This window comes from Hyunsoonleella sp. J2K-J805 (assembly GCF_057167125.1).
In genome coordinates this window covers 988,690-1,008,309 of record NZ_CM169901.1, presented here as the reverse complement: position 1 = coordinate 1,008,309, position 19,620 = coordinate 988,690, and the positions used below count along the sequence as shown (strand labels likewise).

Sequence of the window (19,620 nt, the reverse complement as noted above, 5' to 3'; positions counted from 1 at the left end):
GCTAAGCGTTAGGATGGATATATATTTGAACCGTTGAAACAAATGAAACAACCCAAATCATGAAAACAAATTTTTACATCTTATTCATCTTATTATTCTCTTTCTCAGCGTTAAGTGCTCAGAATGATGTTAAGACTGATAAAGTAGACACTGAGATTACTGTTTCTGAAGCTACTGAGGCTACAGTAATTATAGATACTGTAAAAATTAAAGAAACGATTGCTAGAAGTAGTGATATTAGAATTTTCTTAAACAGAGAAAGAAAAGTTGATAACATCAAATTAGTATTTCCTAAAATCAACAAAAGAAAATTATCTTAAAAAACGATTAAGTATTCAAATTTAATAATAAGGTTAAACACAAAGAAGGCTGTCTGAAAAGGCAGTCTTTTTTATTTTAAAGAATTACTTTTGCATAAAATTAAAGTATGGGCAGAATTTTAGCGATTGATTATGGAAAAGTAAGAACAGGAATTGCCATTACTGATGAGTTGCAGATAATTGCTTCTGGATTAACTACTGTAGCCAGTAAGGAGCTTATTGTTTTTTTGAAAGATTATCTACTCAAAGAAAATGTTGAATTGTTTTTGGTAGGAGAACCAAAACAACTTGATAATACACCTTCTGAAAGTGAGGTACTTATTTTGCCTTTTTTAGAAAAACTTAAAAAAACCTTTCCAAAAATTCCTATTAAAAGAGTAGATGAACGTTTTACATCAAAAATGGCTTTTCAAACCATGATTGATAGCGGACTTAAAAAGAACCAAAGAAAAAATAAAGCTCTGGTTGATGAAATTAGTGCTACTTTAATTCTTCAAAGTTATTTATATTCTAAATAGATTTTTTGCTCGATAGACTATTTTACGATGTAAGTGTCGTATTTTTGCGAAAATAATTTAATCCGGACAATGATTTTACCAATTGTAGCTTATGGCGACCCTGTTTTAAAGAAGAAAGGGATAGAAATATCTAAAGATTATCCAAATTTAAACGAGTTGCTGGATAATATGTTTGAAACCATGTATAACGCTTTGGGAGTAGGGCTGGCAGCACCGCAAATAGGACTGCCTATTCGTTTGTTTTTGGTTGACACTTCGCCTTTTGCTGAAGATGAAGAGCTGTCAGAAGAAGAAAGAAACAGTCTTAAGGATTTTAAGCGTGTGTTTATTAATGCCACTATTTTAGAGGAACAAGGAGATGAATGGGTGTTTAACGAAGGGTGTTTGAGCATTCCGGATGTTCGAGAATACGTATTTAGGCAACCTAAAGTTACTATTGAATATTATGATGAGAATTTTACAAAGCATACCGAAACATTTAATGGATTGATAGCTCGTGTAATTCAACACGAATACGATCATATTGAAGGTGTTTTATTCACCGATAAATTATCCAGTTTTAAAAAGAGACTGATAAAAGGCAAGCTTTCCAATATATCTAAAGGGAAGATAAATGTAGATTACAGAATGCGGTTTGTCAATCAAAAAAAGAAGCGATAATTTTTGCAATGGATTTTAAAAATATGATATTTGCGCCTCTCTAAAAACAAAATTATTTATGGGCTTAGAAAAAGTTTTGGCCATTTCGGGAAAACCCGGACTTTATAAATTAGTAACACAAACCCGAGGTGGTTTTGTGGCAGAATCTTTAATAAATGGTAAACGATTATCTATCAGTTTACAAAATAACGTAAGTGTATTAAGTGAAATAGCAATATATACCCTTACAGAAGAAGTACCATTGTATAAAGTATTAGATAAAATTAGAGAAAAGGAAAACAGCCAGCCATCTAGCGTTGGCCCAAAAGATGGTAAAGATAAACTTGAAGAATACTTTTTTGATGTATTGCCTGATTATGATGAAGATAGAGTTTATCCCAGCGATATAAAAAAGGTAATACAATGGTATAATTTGTTGCAGAAGCACGACATGTTAAACTTGCTTGAAGAAGAAGACACCTCAAGCGATGAAGAAGAATAAGATATCAACCTCCAAAACTGGAGGTTTTTTTATGACTTAACTGTAAGTAACCATGCCCGTTTGCGACCTTTTAAGAACAAAAAAGCGTAAACAATGAAGTCCCTTTGGTTTTTTGAAGATACCAACCTTTTCAAAATTTTGTGTCCACATAAATTTAAGGCCTATAAAGTTAATCATGATTTTGACGCCTACAAAAAACAAGATTATATCTACTTTGAGGAAGATTCAGCCAATAAAGTTTACTTGATTGAAAAAGGAAAAGTTAAGCTAGGATATTACAACGATGATGGGGAAGAAGTAGTAAAAGCAATATTGACTAGAGGGGAGTTGTTTGGCGAAACTGCAATTCTTGGAGAATCAAAGCGCGAAGAATTCGCAATGTCTATTGACAATACCACAAGTATTTGCCCCATTGGTGTTAAGACCATGCATAACCTCATGCGTGATAACCAAACCTTCAGTTTTAAGGTTTATAAATTTATAGGGTTTAAACTTAAAAAATTAGAGCGCAGACTTCAACTACTTTTGTTTAAAGATACAAAAACACGCCTTTTAGAATTTTTACATGAGTTATGTACGGACTATGGATATGATTGTGAAAAAACAGGAGATGAAATCATCAATCATCCATACACACAAAAAGATATTGCTTCATTAATTGGCACTTCTAGGCCAACATTAAATATCCTTTTGAATGAGCTTAAGGAAGAGAGTGTCATTGAGTTTTCTAGAAAAGAGATAAGAATCTATAAAAAAACCGCTTAATGTTAGCTAGCTAACATTTTATCATCTTCCCATGCTATAATTTTGATTTAAATAACAAACAAAAAATTATAGCAATGATTAAAAAAATGATTTTAGCCTTATTGGCAATGGGATGTTTTACTACCTCTTGTAGTAATGATGACGACAATACAGGATCTTCTACTTCAAATCTTACATTAAATTTACAAGGCTTAGAAGCTTTGGGTGATGATTACGTTTATGAAGGGTGGATTATAGTTAATGGCGCCCCAGTTTCAACAGGTACGTTTTCTGATGTATCTAGTGCACAGGTTTTTTCAGTAGAGTCTGATCAACTAAACAATGCCACTAGATTTGTACTTTCTATTGAGCCTGCTATTGATCCAGACCCTGCACCAGCAGATACAAAAGTCTTAGTTGGTGATTTTTCAGGAAGCAGCGCTACATTAAATTCAGATGGAATAGTAGCCGATTTTTCATCAGCTTCAGGAACTTATATTTTAGCAACTCCAACAGACTCAGACATGTCTAATGAAACCAGTGGTGTATGGTTTTTAGATAACTCAAGCGGAAGTCCTGCTACTGGATTAAATTTACCTACACTTTCTGCGGGATGGCAATATGAAGGCTGGGTGGTTTTTGATGGTACTCCTGTTTCCACAGGAACATTTACAAATCCAGCAATGGCAGATAACAATGCAGCAACTTCACCTTTTAAAGGCGCCGTTGGTAACGGTCCAGGCTATCCTGGAGAAGATTTTCTTATGGGATCTGCTGCTGGAGTAATATTTTTTCCTACTGATTTAAAAGGAAGAACAGTAGTGATTTCTGTTGAGCCATGGCCAGATAATAGTCCTGCACCGTTTGCTTTAAAACCATTAGCCCATATGGTGCCAAACAATGCTGCAGATCATTCTGCGATTACTATGGGAACAGGACCGGTAGTAAGTGTTTCTGGTACTGCCATGAGATAAATGAAAAGGGAAATAATTAATTAAAAAAGGCATGATTTTAAAATCATGCCTTTTGTTTTTATTACAGATGTATTTTAGTACATCTTCTTAATTTTTTTCAATTTAGTTTTCCAAAGTTCTAGCTCTTTTTTGTGTCTAGCTATGTTCGTATTTACATCTTTTACCAGTGGATTATCGTCATCAACATTTGTAAAAAACTGCAAATTATTCTCTAATTGATTGATTTGACTCTTTACTTCATCAATTTTCTTTCTAATAAATGAGCGTTCGTTGTCTAAACTCCTATTGTCATCGTCGTTATTATGTAATGTTTCAAGCTTGGTTTCAAACTTTATAATTTCAGCTTCATTTTTATCAATCTTAAGCTTAGAAAATAATTCGTCCACCGCTTTGTTAAATTTACCTTCAATAAAGCGCTTGTCATTTGGCACTTTTCCAATACTTTTCCAAGTATTTACATGTTCTTTAATTGTTGCTAAATCTTTGTCTTTGTCCTTTGATAGCTCTAAACTCTTTAAGGCATCAAGTAGTTCTTGTTTTTTATTGAAAGCTTCAATAAATACCTTATTAGCTTCGTTTCTCTTGGAATGTATTCTGTCAAAATAATAATTGCAAGCCGCTTTAAATTGCTTCCAGATTTTGTCACTGTCTTTCCTAGGAACATGTCCAATTTTTTTCCAATCGCTCTGAATTTTTTTCATCAAAGGGGTAGTGGCATCGAAATCTTCACTGTCCTTGTTGTCCTCTGCAATTTTTACAAGTTCTCTTTTCTTTTGAAGGTTGGCGTACTGCTCTTTTTTAAGTTCTTTATAAAAGGCATTCTTTTTTCTATTGAAATTTCTAACGGCCTCTTTAAACTTAGCCCAAGTAGCTTCATTTACTTTAATTGGCACTTTGCCAGCGTTGAAGAATCCCTCTCTTAAGGTTTCTATTTCTCTTATTTTCTTTTGCCAACCTCCGTGAGAGTTAGTGGGTTTTTCGGCAATTGCTGTAATCGCAGAAATGATTTCCTCCTTTTGCTCAAGGTTCTTTTCGTAAATTTTATCTTTTTCCTTGAAGAAAAGCTGCTTTTTTTCGTTAATAACCTTAGTAGCCGCTTTAAACCGGTCCCAAATCTCTTCACGATGTTCCTTTCCTACCGGTCCCAGCTCTTCTTTCCACATTTTATGCAACTCTTGTAACTCCCTAAAAGCAAGCATGGCATCATCATAGGTAGCTAGCTCTTCGGCACGTTCTATGATTTTTAGTTTTTTTTCTAAATTATGCTTGAAATCTAAGTCACGTAAATCCCTGTTTAAGTGTAAAAAGTCATAAAATATTTCAACATGGTGATGGTAACTATTCCATGCATTATTGTATTTATCCCTTGGAATGGGACCTGTATTTCTCCAACGTTCCTGTAATTCTTTAAAGTGTTTATACGTTGTATTGATATTTTCTTCAACATTAATCAGCCCTTTTAACTCCTCAATGATTTCTAGCTTTTTTTGAAGGTTTTGTTTAAGGTTTTGTTCTATATTTTTGTAGTGTTCATTTAGTTTATTGCGGTAGTCTCTGTAAGCTGATTTGAAACGTTTTTGGACTGGACTAGAGTAGTAGAAGTCTATTTCATTTCCGCCGTCATTTAAAAAATCGGCTTTTTTCTCATCAATAAGTGCATTAAACTTTGCATTAAATTCATGTTTTATGGCATCAACATGACGCTTTATAGCCTGAACTTTTTCCCTATTTAAAAGCTTTTCTAATTCGATGGCAAGCGCTTCCAAGGACATTTTATCATACTCCTTGAATTCTATAGTATGACGCTCCTTGTTGCCTTCATCTTCCGCATCTTCGGCATTTGACTCTTCAATTTCATCAATACCATTTTCTTCCTTCTCTTTTGCTGCTTCTTCTGGAGAATTTTCAGTTATTTCTGTTTCAGAATAATTAGTATCCGAATCTATGTTTGTTTCACTAATTTTTGCAGCTTCGGTAGCTTCAGCTTTCTCTTTTTTTCCATCTGCTTCTTGCAGGTTATCTGGCTCAGACATTTTTAATAAATGTTTAGGGTTCGTACTCTTTTGCTTAAAGATACTAACAACAAAAGTATTTACAAAAAAAGGAAAGCTGTTTTAATTTGTTAAATGCTTATTTATTTAGGTTCCAGATGGACCACGCTTTTTCAGCTTGTCGTTCTAGCATATTGAGTCCGTTGATGGCAGTAGCACCTTTTTGTTTGCCCAAGCGTAAAAAAGTTGTTTCTTCTGGATTATAGATTAAATCGAATAAAATATGTTTTTCTGTAATGGCTTCATAAGGAATTTTTGGGCAGTTTTCTATATTAGGAAAAGTGCCGACAGGGGAACAGTTTACTATGATTTGATATTTGGAAATAATCTCATCATTCAAATCATCGTATGTGAATTTTACATTTTTTTTAGCCATTCTTGATACATAATGACATGTAATACCTCTTTCCCGTAAAGTGTACACTACAGCTTTACTGGCACCTCCAGTTCCAAGGATTAAGGCTTTTTTATGATGTTTTTTTAAAAAAGGTTTAAGTGAGTTTATAAAACCATAGCAATCTGTGTTATAACCAACTAGTTTTCCTTTTTTTGTAATCTTTATGGTGTTTACTGCACCAATAGCCTTTGCTTTTTTATTTAGCTTGTGTAAATATGGTATAACGGCTTCTTTATAGGGAATAGTTACATTTAAGCCTTTTAATCCCTCCGTTTTATTTATAATTTCAGGGAATGACGAGATGCTTTCTATGTCAAAATTGTCATAGCTTACGCCAGTAATGTTTTCTTTTTTGAATTTATTTTTAAAGTAGTTTCTAGAAAATGAATATGATATATTTTTACCTAAAAGACCTAATTTATGCATGCTTTTTCTGTTTTTGACCATAGATTTCGAGCGCAACTACAATTACCAAACCTAAAATTATAAAGCCAATGGCATAATAGGTTTCTGCAGACAGTTCTGGCAAGTAACGTTTATAGTTCTCTACAATTTTTTCTCCTCTTGAATCTAGCATGAATTCGCCATTTCCCAAATGTTTATAAATGGTTTTTTTCCATGGCCATACTACACCTAAAGAACCGATAATGAAACCTATAATTGATGTTGTGGTAATACTTTTATAATGTTCTAAAATATAACTTAATACATGAGAAAAGGTAACAAGACCAGTAACTGAACCTAAAGTAAAAACTGCCAAAACCTTTAACATCCTGATACGAACTTGATCATAAATAAAATCAAAATTCCCACTGAAAATATCAGCTATCGTATCATAAAGTGCATTCACTGAATCAACTAAAAGAAGCACGTAGTTTCCTAATAAAATCAGAATAAACGAGCCAGAAAAACCAGGAAGTGTCATTCCCGAAACACTGATGATACCACAAAAGAATACAAAAAACAAATTGTCGTTTTCTTTTGCTGGATTTAGAAAACTAATACCTAACCCCACGATAATACCTAAAAATAATGAAATTATTGTTTTGCTATTCCAGTCGTTAAAATCTTTATTAATATAGTATATGGAGCCAACAATCATTCCGAAGAAAACACTCCAAACATAAAGCTCGTAGTGTAAAATAAGATAGTCTAGAATTTTTGAAACACTAAAGTAGCTTATTATCATACCTAGGAAAAGCAATCCCAGAAAACGACCATTGATATAATTAAAGAAACTCTTAAACCTTCCATTAATTAAAAGTTTAAACGCTTTTCCATTTACTTTTTTTAGAGAATAGATAAACTCTTGATAAAATCCTGCAACAAAGGCAACCACACCACCAGAAACTCCAGGCACCTTGTTGGCCGCACCCATACCTAGTCCTTTTAATACTAGAAAAAGCTTGTCATTAAAGGTTCTGGTACTTTGCATTATTGTTTTTTAGAGCCTAATTTTTCAAGAATAAAAATAGTTAAAAAACCAACAATCATTAAAATTAAAGCGTATACAAAGAAGTTTTCTCCTTGATAAGAAAAAGGAGATATGCTTTCTTCTAAAAAAGGCACTTGATTACCATGTGAGTCTTTACGGTAAGAGATAACTTTTTTCCAAGGCCAAATCTTATTTAATGAACCTATAATAAAACCGGTAAGAATTGCAAGAGTAAGGTTTTCATAGTGTTTGAAAAGCCATTTCAGTAATTTTGAAAAAGACAGAAGTCCAATAATGGCACCACAACCCACTATGGCAATGGTTTTAATATTTAAAGCGTCAACAGCTTCTAGTATGGGTTTGTACGCCCCTAGTAAAACCAAAATAAAAGCCCCTGATATTCCTGGTAAAATCATGGCGCAAATGGCTAAAGCACCTGCCAAAAATAAAAACCAACTTGAATTTGATGCGCTCATTGAAGGAATAGTGGTAATATAATATGCAGCTATCGCTCCTAGAGCCAACCCTAGAATCACTGGCACATTCCATTTTTTTATCTGTTTGCCAACAAACAAAATACTCGCTAATACCAAACCAAAGAAGAATGCCCAAATAAGTATAGGATGATGCTCTAAAACCCACTTTAAAATTTTGGCCAGAGATAAAACGCTTATACCTATTCCTGTAAAAAGTGCTAGTAAAAAGTTACCATTTAATTGATACCATGCAGTTTTAAAACCATGGGTTTTTAACGTTTTAAATAAAGAAACGTTAATGTTGTTTAAAGCGGTAATTAACTCTTCGTAAATACCAGAAATAAAAGCAATTGTTCCACCAGAAACTCCTGGAACAACATCAGCAGCACCCATAGCCACACCTTTAAGAGAGATTATTAAATAATCGGATAATCGTCGTTGCATACTTTGATTTTAGGAAAGTCAAAGGTATGTAATTTGAAGCAATTTACGACTTGGAATTAATTAATGAAGTTACTAGTTCATTTGCAAGTAGCTTAGGAAATAATTCATCTATAATAAAACTAAATTCCTCGTTATTTTTTAAACCATTTTTTATATGATAAATACCCTTGTCTCTTTCTTTGATGGTAAAAAACAAACCTCCTAAACGATACTGTATTTCAGCATTATCGGGATAAAACTCTAGTGCTTGCTCAAAATTAAAGATAGCAGCTTGTGGCTCTCCAAGTTGCAATAATAGGTCGCCTCTCGTAATCCAAGTATCCAATTCAAAATTGCCCAATTCAAGCGCTTTTTTGTAACCACGTTCTGCTTCTTCAAAGAAATTTAAACTTTGATTTATTTGAGCATATAGCTTCCAATAATTTACATTTTCAGCATCTATATTGATAGCTTTATTAATATAATATAGCGCTTTTTGTAAGTTTTTCTTTTTCTTGTAAAATTTAGTAATTGCTATCCAGCCCTTATCCAACAAAGGGTCCTCGCGTACCGTTTTATAATAATATTGAAGTGCCAAATCGCAGTTTCCTAATTTTTCGTAGCAACCGCCAATTCTTAGTAACGCAAAAGAAGTTGGATCATCTAATTCAAGAGTTATCTGATAACTTTCAATGGCCTCAACAAATTCCCTTTGTTTTTCTAAAACTTTTCCACGTTCTAAATAAGCCCCAACAAAGGTGTCATCCGAAATTATAGCAAAATCAAAAGCGGCAAGTGCCTTTTTGTAATTTTTGAGGGTAACATATTGTTTCCCTAATTGGTGCCATCCTACTTCACAGTATGGATTCTTGTCTAAAAAGATATTTAAGTAATCAATAGCCTCTTGGTGCTGTTCTAAATAATCAAAACAGTAAATAACGTTGTATAATGCAGAATAGTCATCAATATCTTGCTCAAGGCATTTCATGAAGTAGGTTTTTGCATCATCAAAAGCGTCTAAAAACAAATACTCCATTCCTATAAGCGAATATATATCTACCACATCTTCCGTTAAATCAAGCGCATGTTTAAGTACTTCGATAGCCTTTTTATGATTGTCTTGTTTTGAAAGAATATTGGCTTTCTGAATGAAGATTTCTTCGTTATGCGGCTCTAATTGGTAAAGCTCATTTAATAGACTGTCGGCAGCATCAAGATTATTTTCAAATACGTAAATCTCTACATTAAAAAGTTTGAGGTTAATAGAGGAGGGGTGCTGTTCCAAACCAAGTTTTATCGCTTTTTTTGCTAAAGCTATCTTTCCTTGGTTGAGGTAGTGATGAATGATGTTTTCAAATTCTTCGGAATCAAAAAACAAAACATGATTTGTTTTTAACATCGATTCAAACTTAGTAAGAGGCAAATTGTTGTTGTCGCTTTGACTAAACTCCATAAACACGTTTGAGTGTACTGTTCAACTGAGATAAAAATAATGTTCTCATATAGGAGTTTTAAAAGCTTGTTGTAAATGTTTTTAACAAAGTAATGAACAAGTTTCTTTGATTTTACAAAGACATAGGTTTGAATATCTAAAAATCAGATGTTTAAAAGTTTTATTGTTCCGTTATTTTATCTAAAAGAGAACAAATAATACTACATCCTTTAATGATTTCTTCTTTGGAAATGGTAAGTGGCGGGGTAATTCTAACCGCTTTTGGCTCAAATAACAGCCAGAAAAGTATCAATCCATGATTTTGGCTTTCTAAAACCAAATGGTTTGCTATCTCAGTGGAGGGGAGTATCATAGCCAACATTAATCCTTTGCCTCTAATTTCTTTAATCAGCTGGTGTTTTAGCAGTCTACGAAACAATTTTTCCTTTTCTAATGTTTGAGATATCAGACCGGTTTCAGTAATTTCTTTTAAAGTGGCTAATGCAGATGCCGCAATTAATGGATGGCCTCCAAACGTAGTAATATGTCCTAATTTTGGGTTATCCATGAGTAAATCCATGTGCTCTGATGAAGCGGTGAAAGCTCCAATGGGTAAACCACCACCTAGTCCTTTGCCAGTCACTAAAATATCTGGAATACAGTTGTAATGTTCAAACCCAAAGAGTTTACCTGTTCTACCTATGCCAGGTTGAATTTCATCTAAAATTAGAAGTGTTCCTGTGCTATCACATTTTTCACGAACCTTTTTAAGGTAATTATTAGTAGGTTCAATAAAACCTGCACCACCCTGAATGGTCTCAAGGATAACACCAGCGGTCTTAGTAGTTATGAATTCTAAGTCTTTTTCATTATTAAATTCAATAAATCTAATATCTGGTAGTAAGGGCCTAAACGCTTGTTTACGTTCTTCATAACCCATAACACTCAAAGCTCCTATGGTATTGCCATGATACGCATGCTTAGCAGCAATAATTTCGCTTCTTCCAGTTACTCTTTTCACGAGCTTTAAAGCGCCTTCGATAGCTTCGGTGCCAGAATTTGTTAAATAGGTTTTTTCTAATGGTTTGGGTAAATGCTGCGCTAAAAGTTTTGTAAGTTCTACTGCTGGTTTTTGTATATATTCTCCATACACCATTACATGCAGGTACTTATCCAATTGTTTTTTTATGGCGTCTTTTATTTTGGGATGATTATGTCCTAAAGGACAAGCTGACACGCCTGCAACAAAATCTAAATACCCTTTTTGATTGATATCGTATATATAGCAACCCTCTGCATGCGAAATTTCCACGGACAGCGGGTGTGGTGTAGTTTGCGCTTGGTATTTAAAGAAGTCTTGTTTCAAAATCAACTTCTCTTTTTATCATTTTGGGGCTTCTTTTTCTTTTCTTTTGATCCTTTGCTGTTTAGTTGTGTATCGGCATTTTTAATGTTTTCTTCATCAAAAAAATCTTCTTCTTCAATATAATCATCCAAACCTTTAATTATTGGTAATTCTAAAGGCGGATCGTCTTTAAATAAATCTTCAACACTATTTGGGCGTTCTTCCTCACGCCAATCAAAGCCTTTTAGTATTTTTTCATTTTTTGGAAATTCAGACTCTGGATAAATCTTTCCATCAATCTGGTTTATCTTGCGTACTTCCTCAATCTCATTGTTGTGGATTAGTATATTGATTAAGCCTGATTTCGATTTATCTATACCAACTAATTCTCCATTTTCATTTCTGAAGTAATAAATTGACTGGGCGTTTTTAATGATATCCACATGATATAATTGATTGTCATCGTTAAAAAGTCCTACTAATTTCTTGCCATTTATTTGATTAAAGCCATCTCCTAAGGTATCCTTACTGATTAAAAACGCATGGTTAAAAACAATTAGCGAGTCCATTTTATCTTTTTCCGGATCAGATTGCAAATGGATGGTATCGCCCGTCATTTGATTACCCAAATTCCATAAAATAGGTTTTCTTGCTGTTGAGAAGGCTGCATTGGCGCCAGGTGCATTTATATTTATAAGTTGAGTAAGCCCACTTTCATGATTAACATGAACAGAGTCTGCTTTACCACTCATATCAGATTTATATAATTTTACATTCCTAAAAATTCGGGTTATTCGTTTCTCTGGTTTACCAGTAACCATAAGCGTATCTCCATGTATATAAATCGAATCCTGCTCTTGCACCGTAATCGCATAGGCGCGTTTTGTGATGAAAATAGAATCCTTCGCCTTAAAAACTTCAGCATAATGCCCTTTTACAACACTATTGTTTACGGTGTCTGTAATTTTAATATTATTTGTTGCAGACGAAAAATTAATATTCTGATCAAAATACAAGCTATCACCAACTATTTCCTTGCCGTCATAGTCAATTTTTGCATTTTTCATGGCATAACCTGTTTTTGCTTTGGTATCGTAATAGCCTTTTTCACAATACGTCACACTTTCTTCTGTAGTTATGGTTGAAGGCCCAAATAAATAGGCGTGACCAGTATCTGAATAAAAATCAAAATAGTCAGTTATAATTTCTGCTTCAGGGTTTGTAAGTACCACATCCTCAACAAAACGATATTTTTTATCCTGCATATAATAACGCCCTATTTTGCTGGTTATGGTTCCTGACGAATCTTTTACTACGGTTCCGTAGCTTCTATAAAATGCTTGCTGGCGCTCTCTGTCAAAATATAAAGTATCAGTGGTGATTGTAGAACTTGGGTCGGTTAAAACTACTTCACCACTTGCAAATGCCAACTGATTTTTGCCATTGTACTCCACGTATTTGGAGGTCATATTTATAGTGTCACCTTGAATCATTTTTACATTGCCATAGGCTTCGATAAAGTTTTCGTTGCCATAATAGTATGCTTTATCACACCACATGTCTGTGCCGCTATGAAAAATATGAACTTGCTCTGAGTCGTCCCTCGTCAATATCCTTGCTCCAGGATATTCATCTTCATCATATGTCAAAAATCCAGAATATTTAATTTCTATTTTTTGTTGTGCTTTGATAGTATTTGTTTTGATAGAACAAAATAGCAACACTAAGAATATAGTAAAGAAAGCCTTCAAGATAATATAGGTTTGTGGCAAAAATAACGATTAAAATGATGTTTCTATTATGAAAATTGGCATAAGTTTAACAGGTAAAGAAGTACCATAGGGCTGGTAAGTGCATTTGCAGAATGGTGCGTTAGTGATTGAACGGCATACTTTGACTGCGCTCAGCACAGGTGCTTGAAATCCCCGACGAAGGAGGGATTGAGTAGTGAAAGCCTGCCTGCTGGCAGGTAAGGGCCATAAAACAAAAAACGCTCCAACTGATTGAAGCGTTTTCTGAGATTTAACTAATTTATTAAGAATTAAATATTAGCAGATTTAACTGTTTTAATAATTCTTCCTGCAATTTTGTAAGGATCACCGTTTGATGCTGGCCTTCTATCTTCTAACCAACCTTTCCAACCGCTTTCTACAGTTGCAACAGGGATACGGATAGAAGCTCCTCTATCTGAAACACCATAAGAGAAGTCTGTTATAGCCGCAGTTTCGTGCTCACCAGTTAAACGTTGGTCGTTAAACTCTCCATATACTTCAATATGTTCTTTTACCACTGGGCGGAATGCTTCACAAATAGCTTCGTAGGTTTCTTTTTTACCAGCAGTTCTCAATGTGGTATTTGAGAAGTTAGCGTGCATACCAGAACCGTTCCAGTCCATGTCTTTTCCTAGTGGTTTTGGGTGGTACTCAATGTAGTAACCATACTTTTCAGTTAAACGGTCTAATAAATATCTTGCAATCCAAATTTCGTCACCAGCTTTCTTAGCGCCTTTGGCGAATAGTTGGAATTCCCATTGTCCACAAGCAACTTCTTGGTTGATACCTTCAAAGTTTAATCCAGCTTCGATACATAAATCGGCATGCTCTTCAACTAAATCTCTACCGTGGGTGTTTTTTCCACCTACAGAACAGTAGTACATACCTTGAGGCGCAGGATATCCACCTACAGGGAAACCTAAAGGTAATTGTGTTGCAGTATCCATAATGAAATACTCCTGCTCAAAACCAAACCAAAAATCATTATCATCATCATCAATAGTAGCTCTACCATTAGATTCGTGCGGAGTACCATCAGCATTCAAAACTTCAGTCATCACTAAGTAACCGTTGATTCTGTCTGGATCAGGGTAGATTGCTACAGGCTTCAAAATACAGTCTGAAGAACCACCTTCAGCTTGTCTCGTTGAAGATCCGTCAAAAGACCAGTTTCCTATTTCTTCTAATGTACCTTTAAAGTTTTCATGCTCTTCTACCTTAGTCTTACTTCTCAAGTTTTGAGTTGGCTTGTAACCATCTAACCAAAGGTATTCTAATTTAATTTTAGCCATAATTATTGATTTATTGATGTATAATTTTTATTAATTTGAACAAATATAATTTTTTATTGAGTTACTTTAAATTATTAGGGGTGGTTTTCATAAAAGGCAATGTTATTTTTATTTATCCCCTATTTTTTTAAGGTTTATTTTAAAAAAAGTATAGTTTTTTATATAAATATTGAAATATTGATAACCGGAAAAAAGTACGTTCGTGCTTATTTGTTACTTCTAATCAATTATTTTTGTATTTTAATTTTTACAAACTAAACAAACGTTAATAATGGCCATTTTACGATTTCATGCACTTAAAGAATCCATAAGCTATAAACCCATAATTTTTGTTGAAGAAGGTAAGCGATCTGAGTTGTTTGGCGCTAATGTTTTTAATGAAGACAAAATGCGCCAATATTTAACGGGGGATGCTTTTAAAGGTGTAATTAGTGCAATAGAAGACGGAAAAAAAATAAGTAGAAACGTCGCAGACCAAGTGGCCTCTTCTATGAAAGATTGGGCACTATCAAAGGGCGTAACACATTATACCCATTGGTTTCAACCATTAACTGGGGCAACTGCAGAAAAACACGATGCTTTTTTTGAAACTCTAGAGCATGGAGGTGCGATTGAAAAATTTGGGGGCAGTCAATTGGTGCAGCAAGAACCTGATGCCTCTAGTTTTCCTAGTGGTGGTATCCGCAATACGTTTGAAGCAAGAGGATATACCGCTTGGGATCCATCTTCGCCCGCTTTTATTTATGAAACTACCTTATGTATACCTACTATTTTTGTAGCCTATACAGGAGAGGCCTTAGATTATAAAACGCCACTGTTGCGTGCACTTCACGCTGTGGATGATGCCGCCACTGCAGTATGTAAGTATTTTGATAAAAATGTAAAGAAGGTAACATGTTCAATGGGTTGGGAACAAGAGTATTTTTTGGTTGATAAAAACCTTGCAGCATGCCGACCAGATATTACTCAAACGGGAAGAACGTTATTGGGGCATTCTTCAGCCAAGGGACAGCAATTGGACGACCATTATTTTGGATCCATTCCCAATAGGGCATTAAACTTTATGCGCGATTTAGAAAATCAATGCATGCTTTTAGGGATACCAGCCAAAACAAGACATAATGAGGTGGCACCAAACCAATTTGAAATTGCACCAATTTATGAAGAAGCTAATTTGGCAGTAGACCACAATTCCTTACTAATGGATGTTATGGGGCGTATTGCGTCTCGCCATAATTTTAAAGTTCTGTTACACGAAAAACCCTTTGCCAACATTAATGGTTCTGGTAAGCATAATAATTGGTCGCTTTCAACTGATACAGGCGTTAATTTATTGAAACCGGGAAAAACTCCTATGAGCAACCTTCAGTTTTTAACCTTTTTTATCAATACCATAAAAGCGGTGTATGAAAATGAAGAATTGCTAAGAGCATCAATCGCCTCCGCAAGTAACGATCATAGGTTGGGGGCAAATGAAGCACCGCCTGCAATTATATCGGTTTTCATTGGAGAGCAATTAACAAAAGTATTGCAGGAATTAGAAGGAGTGACAAAAGGAAAATTATCACCTCAGGAAAAAACCGATTTAAAACTAAATGTCGTTGGTAAAATTCCTGATGTATTACTCGATAATACTGATAGAAACAGAACATCTCCGTTTGCCTTTACAGGAAATAAGTTTGAGTTTAGGGCAGTGGGTTCCATGGAAAATTGTGGCAACCCTATGATGGTATTAAACACCATTGTAGCTAAACAGTTGAAAGAATTTAAAGAAGAAACAGATGTGTTGATCGATAAAAAGAATTTTAAGAAGGATGAAGCTGTTTTTAATGTATTACGCGAGTACATCAAGGCTTCTAGGGATATTTTGTTTGAAGGTAATGGCTATGGTGAAGCATGGGAAAAAGAGGCTGCAAAAAGAGGGTTAAGCAATAATAAAACAACGCCCGAAGCTTTAAAGGTAAAACTACATAAAAGCACCATGAGCTTATTCGAAGAAATGGGGGTAATGAGTAAAATAGAAGCGGAAGCGCGTTATGAAGTGGAAATTGAAGCTTACATCAATCATATCCAAATTGAGAGTAGGGTGCTTGGCGATATTGCAAGAAATCATATAGTGCCAACCGCCGTAAAATACCAAAACATTTTGATAGATAACGTTAAGGGACTAAAAGAAATTTTTGATAAGGATTATAACAGTTTGGGCAAAGAGCAATTGAATCTTATCAAAGCTATTTCTGGCCATATAGATGGTATCAATAAAAATGTTACCAATATGATTAATGCCCGTAAAAAGGCAAATATATTGGAGAACGCAACTAAAAAAGCCGAGGCCTATTGTGATAATGTAAAACCGTTTTTAAGCGATATACGCTACCATTGTGATAAGCTTGAATTATTGGTTGATGACGAACTTTGGCCACTAACAAAATATAGGGAATTGCTGTTTACGCGCTAATGTGTAATAATAGAAAATCCAAATGTAATCCCAATGTGATTTTATCCTGATTTTTAATGAACATCAAAACATTAATATTAATACTAATTAATAGCTTAATCGCTTTAGTTGTTGCTATATTATCTTTTTCATTCTACAATCAGTTTTCAAAAGTTTTAAATGATCGTATTTTATTGCAGCTAAACTCTATAAGAACACTTAAGCAAATTCAGCTTCAAAATTTAATAAAATCTGAATGGAATAAGTTTTTAACCTCTAAAATAGATGATAAAGATTTTGATGAGGCGTTATTTGTATCCTTAGATAGCATCCAGAATATCGAAGGCGTTTATGATTTTACACCGTATCACATCAATAATGAAACTTCAATAGGATTCGTAGCAAATTCCGATGAGGGTTCAAGAATTAAGATTTTAGAATACGATAAAATCAAAAAGATTTTACTAGAACGCACTGGGATGGGTAAAAGTGGAGAATCTTATATTGTAGGCGAAGATTTCAGGATGCGCTCTCAGTCCCGTTTTTTTCCGGACAAAACACCTTACACTATGCAGGTAAAAACAGAAGGTGTGATTAATGCGCTAAATGGAGTAGATGGCAGGGGAGCTTTTGAGGATTATCGTGGTATAGATGTATATAGTGTGTATAGTCTCATCAATATTTCAAACCTTAAACTAGTTATTCTTTCTGAGATTGATGTGAGTGAGGTTGTGGAGCCCTTAGGAGAATTAAGATCAAGGCTTATTGTGTTAACATTGGTTATTCTATTAGTTGCTGTTGTGCTCTCCCTATTTCTTACAAAAATAATTACCGATCCCATACGCAACATGCAGCAAAGTTTAAAGGTTATGGCAGATGGGGATTATAACCAGAGCAACGAGTTTACAAAAAACTCTAATGAAATGAAGCAAATGTTTGATGCTCTGGCTAATTTAAAAGCGTCCTTGCAGGGAGCGGTAAAATTTTCTAATGCACTTGGGAATATGAATTTAAATACCGATTACCAGCCCAATAGTTCCAATGATCTGTTGGGTAAAAGCCTGATTGCCATGAGAGACAAGCTAATAGAATTTCGAAACAACGAGGAAAACAACAGGATACAGGCAAAACGTATGCTGGTAGATGGTCTTGAAAAAGAAAGACGACGCTTATCAAGAGAACTTCATGACGGTATTGGTCCATACTTAACGTCTTTGAAACATTATATAGAGAATAGGGTTGAAAATGAGGAGAGGAAAACAGAGATGAAACGGATAGTTGACGATACCATTTCTGAAATAAGGCTAATGTCCAATGCGCTGATGCCGTCCTCAATAGATGATTTTGGCATAGGCGATACATTAACAAATTTTGTTGAAAGTTTAAAAAAATCAACAACGGTTAATATAGAATACGAAGATTTAACCAAGGGAGACCTTACGAAAATAAGCAAACACCAAGGCATTAATCTTTTTAGAATAAGTCAAGAATTGATTAATAATTCATTGAAACATTCTCAAGCACAAAATATTAGAATCACACTTTCAGAGTTTGATGATTTTATATCTCTTTTTTACTTCGATGATGGTATTGGTTTTAATGTTGATACTGTAAAATTAGGTTCTGGAATCATTAATATAAAAGAACGTGTAGAAATTTGCAACGGTAAAATTGAAATTAACTCTAAACCAGAAAATACAACCTTTGAAATAGAGCTACCGGTAGAATTATGAGCGAGATTAAATTAGTAATAGCAGACGATCATGAGCTTTTCCGAAGTGGCTTAGCTGAATTGCTTGGGAAGCATGATGATATAGAAATAGTAAAAAGTGTAGCAGACGGCAAAGAGTTTTTAGATTTTATAGCTAGTGATGCGGCGGTGGATATAGTACTTTTAGATATTACTATGCCTAATATGGATGGATTTCAAGTTTTAGAAAACATGAAAACCTTAAATTCAGACATCAAACCCATTGTGATATCTATGCACAGCGATGGTAATTATATTGCTAAGTGTGCTAAAAGTGGTGCTTATGGTTACTTGCTAAAAAACACAGATGAAGATGAGTTAACTCTGGCCATAAGAAGGGTAAATAAAGGAAAAAAATATTTTAGTGCTGAGATTTCAGAGAAAATGATAAATTTCATGTCAACCCAAAATGTTAGTGCTAATCTTTTATCAAATAAGGAGACCGAAGTTTTGGGTTTAATATCAGAGGGATTAACCACAAAAGAAATAGCAGCTAAACTATTTGTGAGTACTAGAACTATAGAAACTCATAGAGCCAACATCTTAAAAAAACTAGAGGTAAAAAACACTGCAGAACTCATAAAGAAAGCTGCTAAAATCAACTTGATTTAACATCATATAATCTTCAATATCCGTATAAATACGGATACAGATTCGGTACATTCTTATAGTCCTAAACACCTGTATTGGTGTGTAATTTTGTCATGAACCATAAAACAAATAATCATGAAAAAAGTTGCATTAATCTTAGGAAGTTTACTTATATCTCTCGGAGCATTTGCACAAGAAGATAAAATTGTTAAAAGAAGTGATTTAAAAGGGCCTGCTTACAAAAACTACAAACCTTGGAAGCACAAAACCATACTTACGGCTGTTTACACCGTTGAGAGAGCTGAAAAGCTTACAGGACCCGCTTATAAAAATTATAAGCCATGGGAAGATAAAACAAGTAAAGAAAAAACTATTGTAAAGATTGGAGATAGTGAAAGGCAAAAATTAACTGGGCCTGCCTATAAAAACTACAAGCCTTGGAGAAAAAAGGCTAAATAGTTATGGTTCGATAGGCAGCATGTACCATGAGATGTAATAGTGCGTCAGGTCATGTTGCTTATT

The 19,620-nt window shown here is 34.2% G+C and carries 18 protein-coding genes; 10 read left to right on the top strand and 8 right to left on the bottom strand.

Features of this window, described 5'->3' with window-relative positions:
• Positions 1-59 precede the first annotated feature (59 nt).
• The 6 genes from AC1B0Z_RS04475 to AC1B0Z_RS04450 all read left to right on the top strand — a co-directional run bounded on the left by AC1B0Z_RS04475 (position 60) and on the right by AC1B0Z_RS04450 (position 3,697).
• Complete coding sequence (locus AC1B0Z_RS04475) at positions 60-320, top strand: hypothetical protein (RefSeq protein WP_483794354.1); 261 nt, start codon at positions 60-62, stop codon at positions 318-320.
• 107 nt (positions 321-427) lie between these two features.
• Positions 428-838: a Holliday junction resolvase RuvX gene (ruvX, locus tag AC1B0Z_RS04470; RefSeq protein ID WP_483794353.1), complete on the top strand. Its 411-nt coding sequence runs from the start codon at positions 428-430 to the stop codon at positions 836-838.
• A gap of 69 nt (positions 839-907) precedes the next feature.
• The gene (gene def, locus AC1B0Z_RS04465) at positions 908-1,498 is read left to right on the top strand and encodes a peptide deformylase (protein ID WP_483794352.1); all 591 of its coding nucleotides are present in this window, start codon (positions 908-910) and stop codon (positions 1,496-1,498) included.
• A 58-nt stretch (positions 1,499-1,556) separates the two neighbouring features.
• Positions 1,557-1,979, top strand: a complete 423-nt coding sequence (locus tag AC1B0Z_RS04460) for a DUF5606 family protein (protein WP_483794351.1) — start codon at positions 1,557-1,559, stop codon at positions 1,977-1,979.
• A gap of 93 nt (positions 1,980-2,072) precedes the next feature.
• Positions 2,073-2,744 carry a Crp/Fnr family transcriptional regulator gene (locus AC1B0Z_RS04455; RefSeq protein ID WP_483794350.1) on the top strand — a complete coding sequence of 224 codons (672 nt, stop codon included), beginning with the start codon at positions 2,073-2,075 and terminating at the stop codon, positions 2,742-2,744.
• A 74-nt stretch (positions 2,745-2,818) separates the two neighbouring features.
• Entirely contained in the window at positions 2,819-3,697 is an 879-nt protein-coding gene (locus AC1B0Z_RS04450) for an anti-sigma factor (RefSeq protein WP_483794349.1), read from the top strand.
• 74 nt (positions 3,698-3,771) lie between these two features.
• Here the strand turns inward: AC1B0Z_RS04450 and AC1B0Z_RS04445 are convergent, their stop codons facing one another.
• From AC1B0Z_RS04445 to AC1B0Z_RS04410, 8 genes are all read right to left on the bottom strand, one after another.
• Positions 3,772-5,730, bottom strand: a complete 1,959-nt coding sequence (locus AC1B0Z_RS04445) for a DUF349 domain-containing protein (RefSeq protein WP_483794348.1) — start codon at positions 5,728-5,730, stop codon at positions 3,772-3,774.
• Between the two features lie 97 nt (positions 5,731-5,827).
• The gene (locus AC1B0Z_RS04440) at positions 5,828-6,571 is read right to left on the bottom strand and encodes a shikimate dehydrogenase family protein (protein WP_483794347.1); all 744 of its coding nucleotides are present in this window, start codon (positions 6,569-6,571) and stop codon (positions 5,828-5,830) included.
• Positions 6,564-7,580, bottom strand: coding sequence for a DUF368 domain-containing protein (locus AC1B0Z_RS04435; RefSeq protein ID WP_483794346.1), 1,017 nt, complete (start codon positions 7,578-7,580; stop codon positions 6,564-6,566). Before AC1B0Z_RS04435 ends, AC1B0Z_RS04440 begins: the two co-directional genes overlap by 8 nt.
• Positions 7,580-8,500 carry a polyprenyl-phosphate transporter gene (locus AC1B0Z_RS04430; protein ID WP_483794345.1) on the bottom strand — a complete coding sequence of 307 codons (921 nt, stop codon included), beginning with the start codon at positions 8,498-8,500 and terminating at the stop codon, positions 7,580-7,582. The genes AC1B0Z_RS04435 and AC1B0Z_RS04430 overlap by 1 nt, the downstream gene beginning before the upstream one ends.
• A 43-nt stretch (positions 8,501-8,543) precedes the next feature.
• Positions 8,544-9,932: a tetratricopeptide repeat protein gene (locus tag AC1B0Z_RS04425; RefSeq protein ID WP_483794344.1), complete on the bottom strand. Its 1,389-nt coding sequence runs from the start codon at positions 9,930-9,932 to the stop codon at positions 8,544-8,546.
• Positions 9,933-10,092: 160 nt separating this feature from the next.
• A complete protein-coding gene (locus AC1B0Z_RS04420; RefSeq protein WP_483794343.1) occupies positions 10,093-11,277 on the bottom strand; it encodes an aspartate aminotransferase family protein in 1,185 nt (394 codons plus the stop codon).
• A 2-nt stretch (positions 11,278-11,279) separates the two neighbouring features.
• A complete protein-coding gene (locus AC1B0Z_RS04415; protein ID WP_483794342.1) occupies positions 11,280-13,007 on the bottom strand; it encodes an OstA-like protein in 1,728 nt (575 codons plus the stop codon).
• Between the two features lie 290 nt (positions 13,008-13,297).
• Positions 13,298-14,320, bottom strand: a complete 1,023-nt coding sequence (locus AC1B0Z_RS04410) for a glutamine synthetase beta-grasp domain-containing protein (RefSeq protein ID WP_483794341.1) — start codon at positions 14,318-14,320, stop codon at positions 13,298-13,300.
• A gap of 271 nt (positions 14,321-14,591) precedes the next feature.
• Here AC1B0Z_RS04410 and AC1B0Z_RS04405 point away from each other — a divergent pair, with 271 nt between their 5' ends.
• The 4 genes from AC1B0Z_RS04405 to AC1B0Z_RS04390 all read left to right on the top strand — a co-directional run bounded on the left by AC1B0Z_RS04405 (position 14,592) and on the right by AC1B0Z_RS04390 (position 19,557).
• Complete coding sequence (locus AC1B0Z_RS04405) at positions 14,592-16,778, top strand: glutamine synthetase III family protein (protein ID WP_483794340.1); 2,187 nt, start codon at positions 14,592-14,594, stop codon at positions 16,776-16,778.
• A 56-nt stretch (positions 16,779-16,834) separates the two neighbouring features.
• The gene (locus tag AC1B0Z_RS04400) at positions 16,835-18,490 is read left to right on the top strand and encodes a sensor histidine kinase (protein ID WP_483794339.1); all 1,656 of its coding nucleotides are present in this window, start codon (positions 16,835-16,837) and stop codon (positions 18,488-18,490) included.
• Complete coding sequence (locus AC1B0Z_RS04395) at positions 18,487-19,119, top strand: response regulator transcription factor (RefSeq protein ID WP_483794338.1); 633 nt, start codon at positions 18,487-18,489, stop codon at positions 19,117-19,119. Before AC1B0Z_RS04400 ends, AC1B0Z_RS04395 begins: the two co-directional genes overlap by 4 nt.
• Before the next feature lie 114 nt (positions 19,120-19,233).
• Positions 19,234-19,557, top strand: a complete 324-nt coding sequence (locus tag AC1B0Z_RS04390) for a hypothetical protein (protein WP_483794337.1) — start codon at positions 19,234-19,236, stop codon at positions 19,555-19,557.
• The last annotated feature ends 63 nt before the right edge of the window (positions 19,558-19,620 follow it).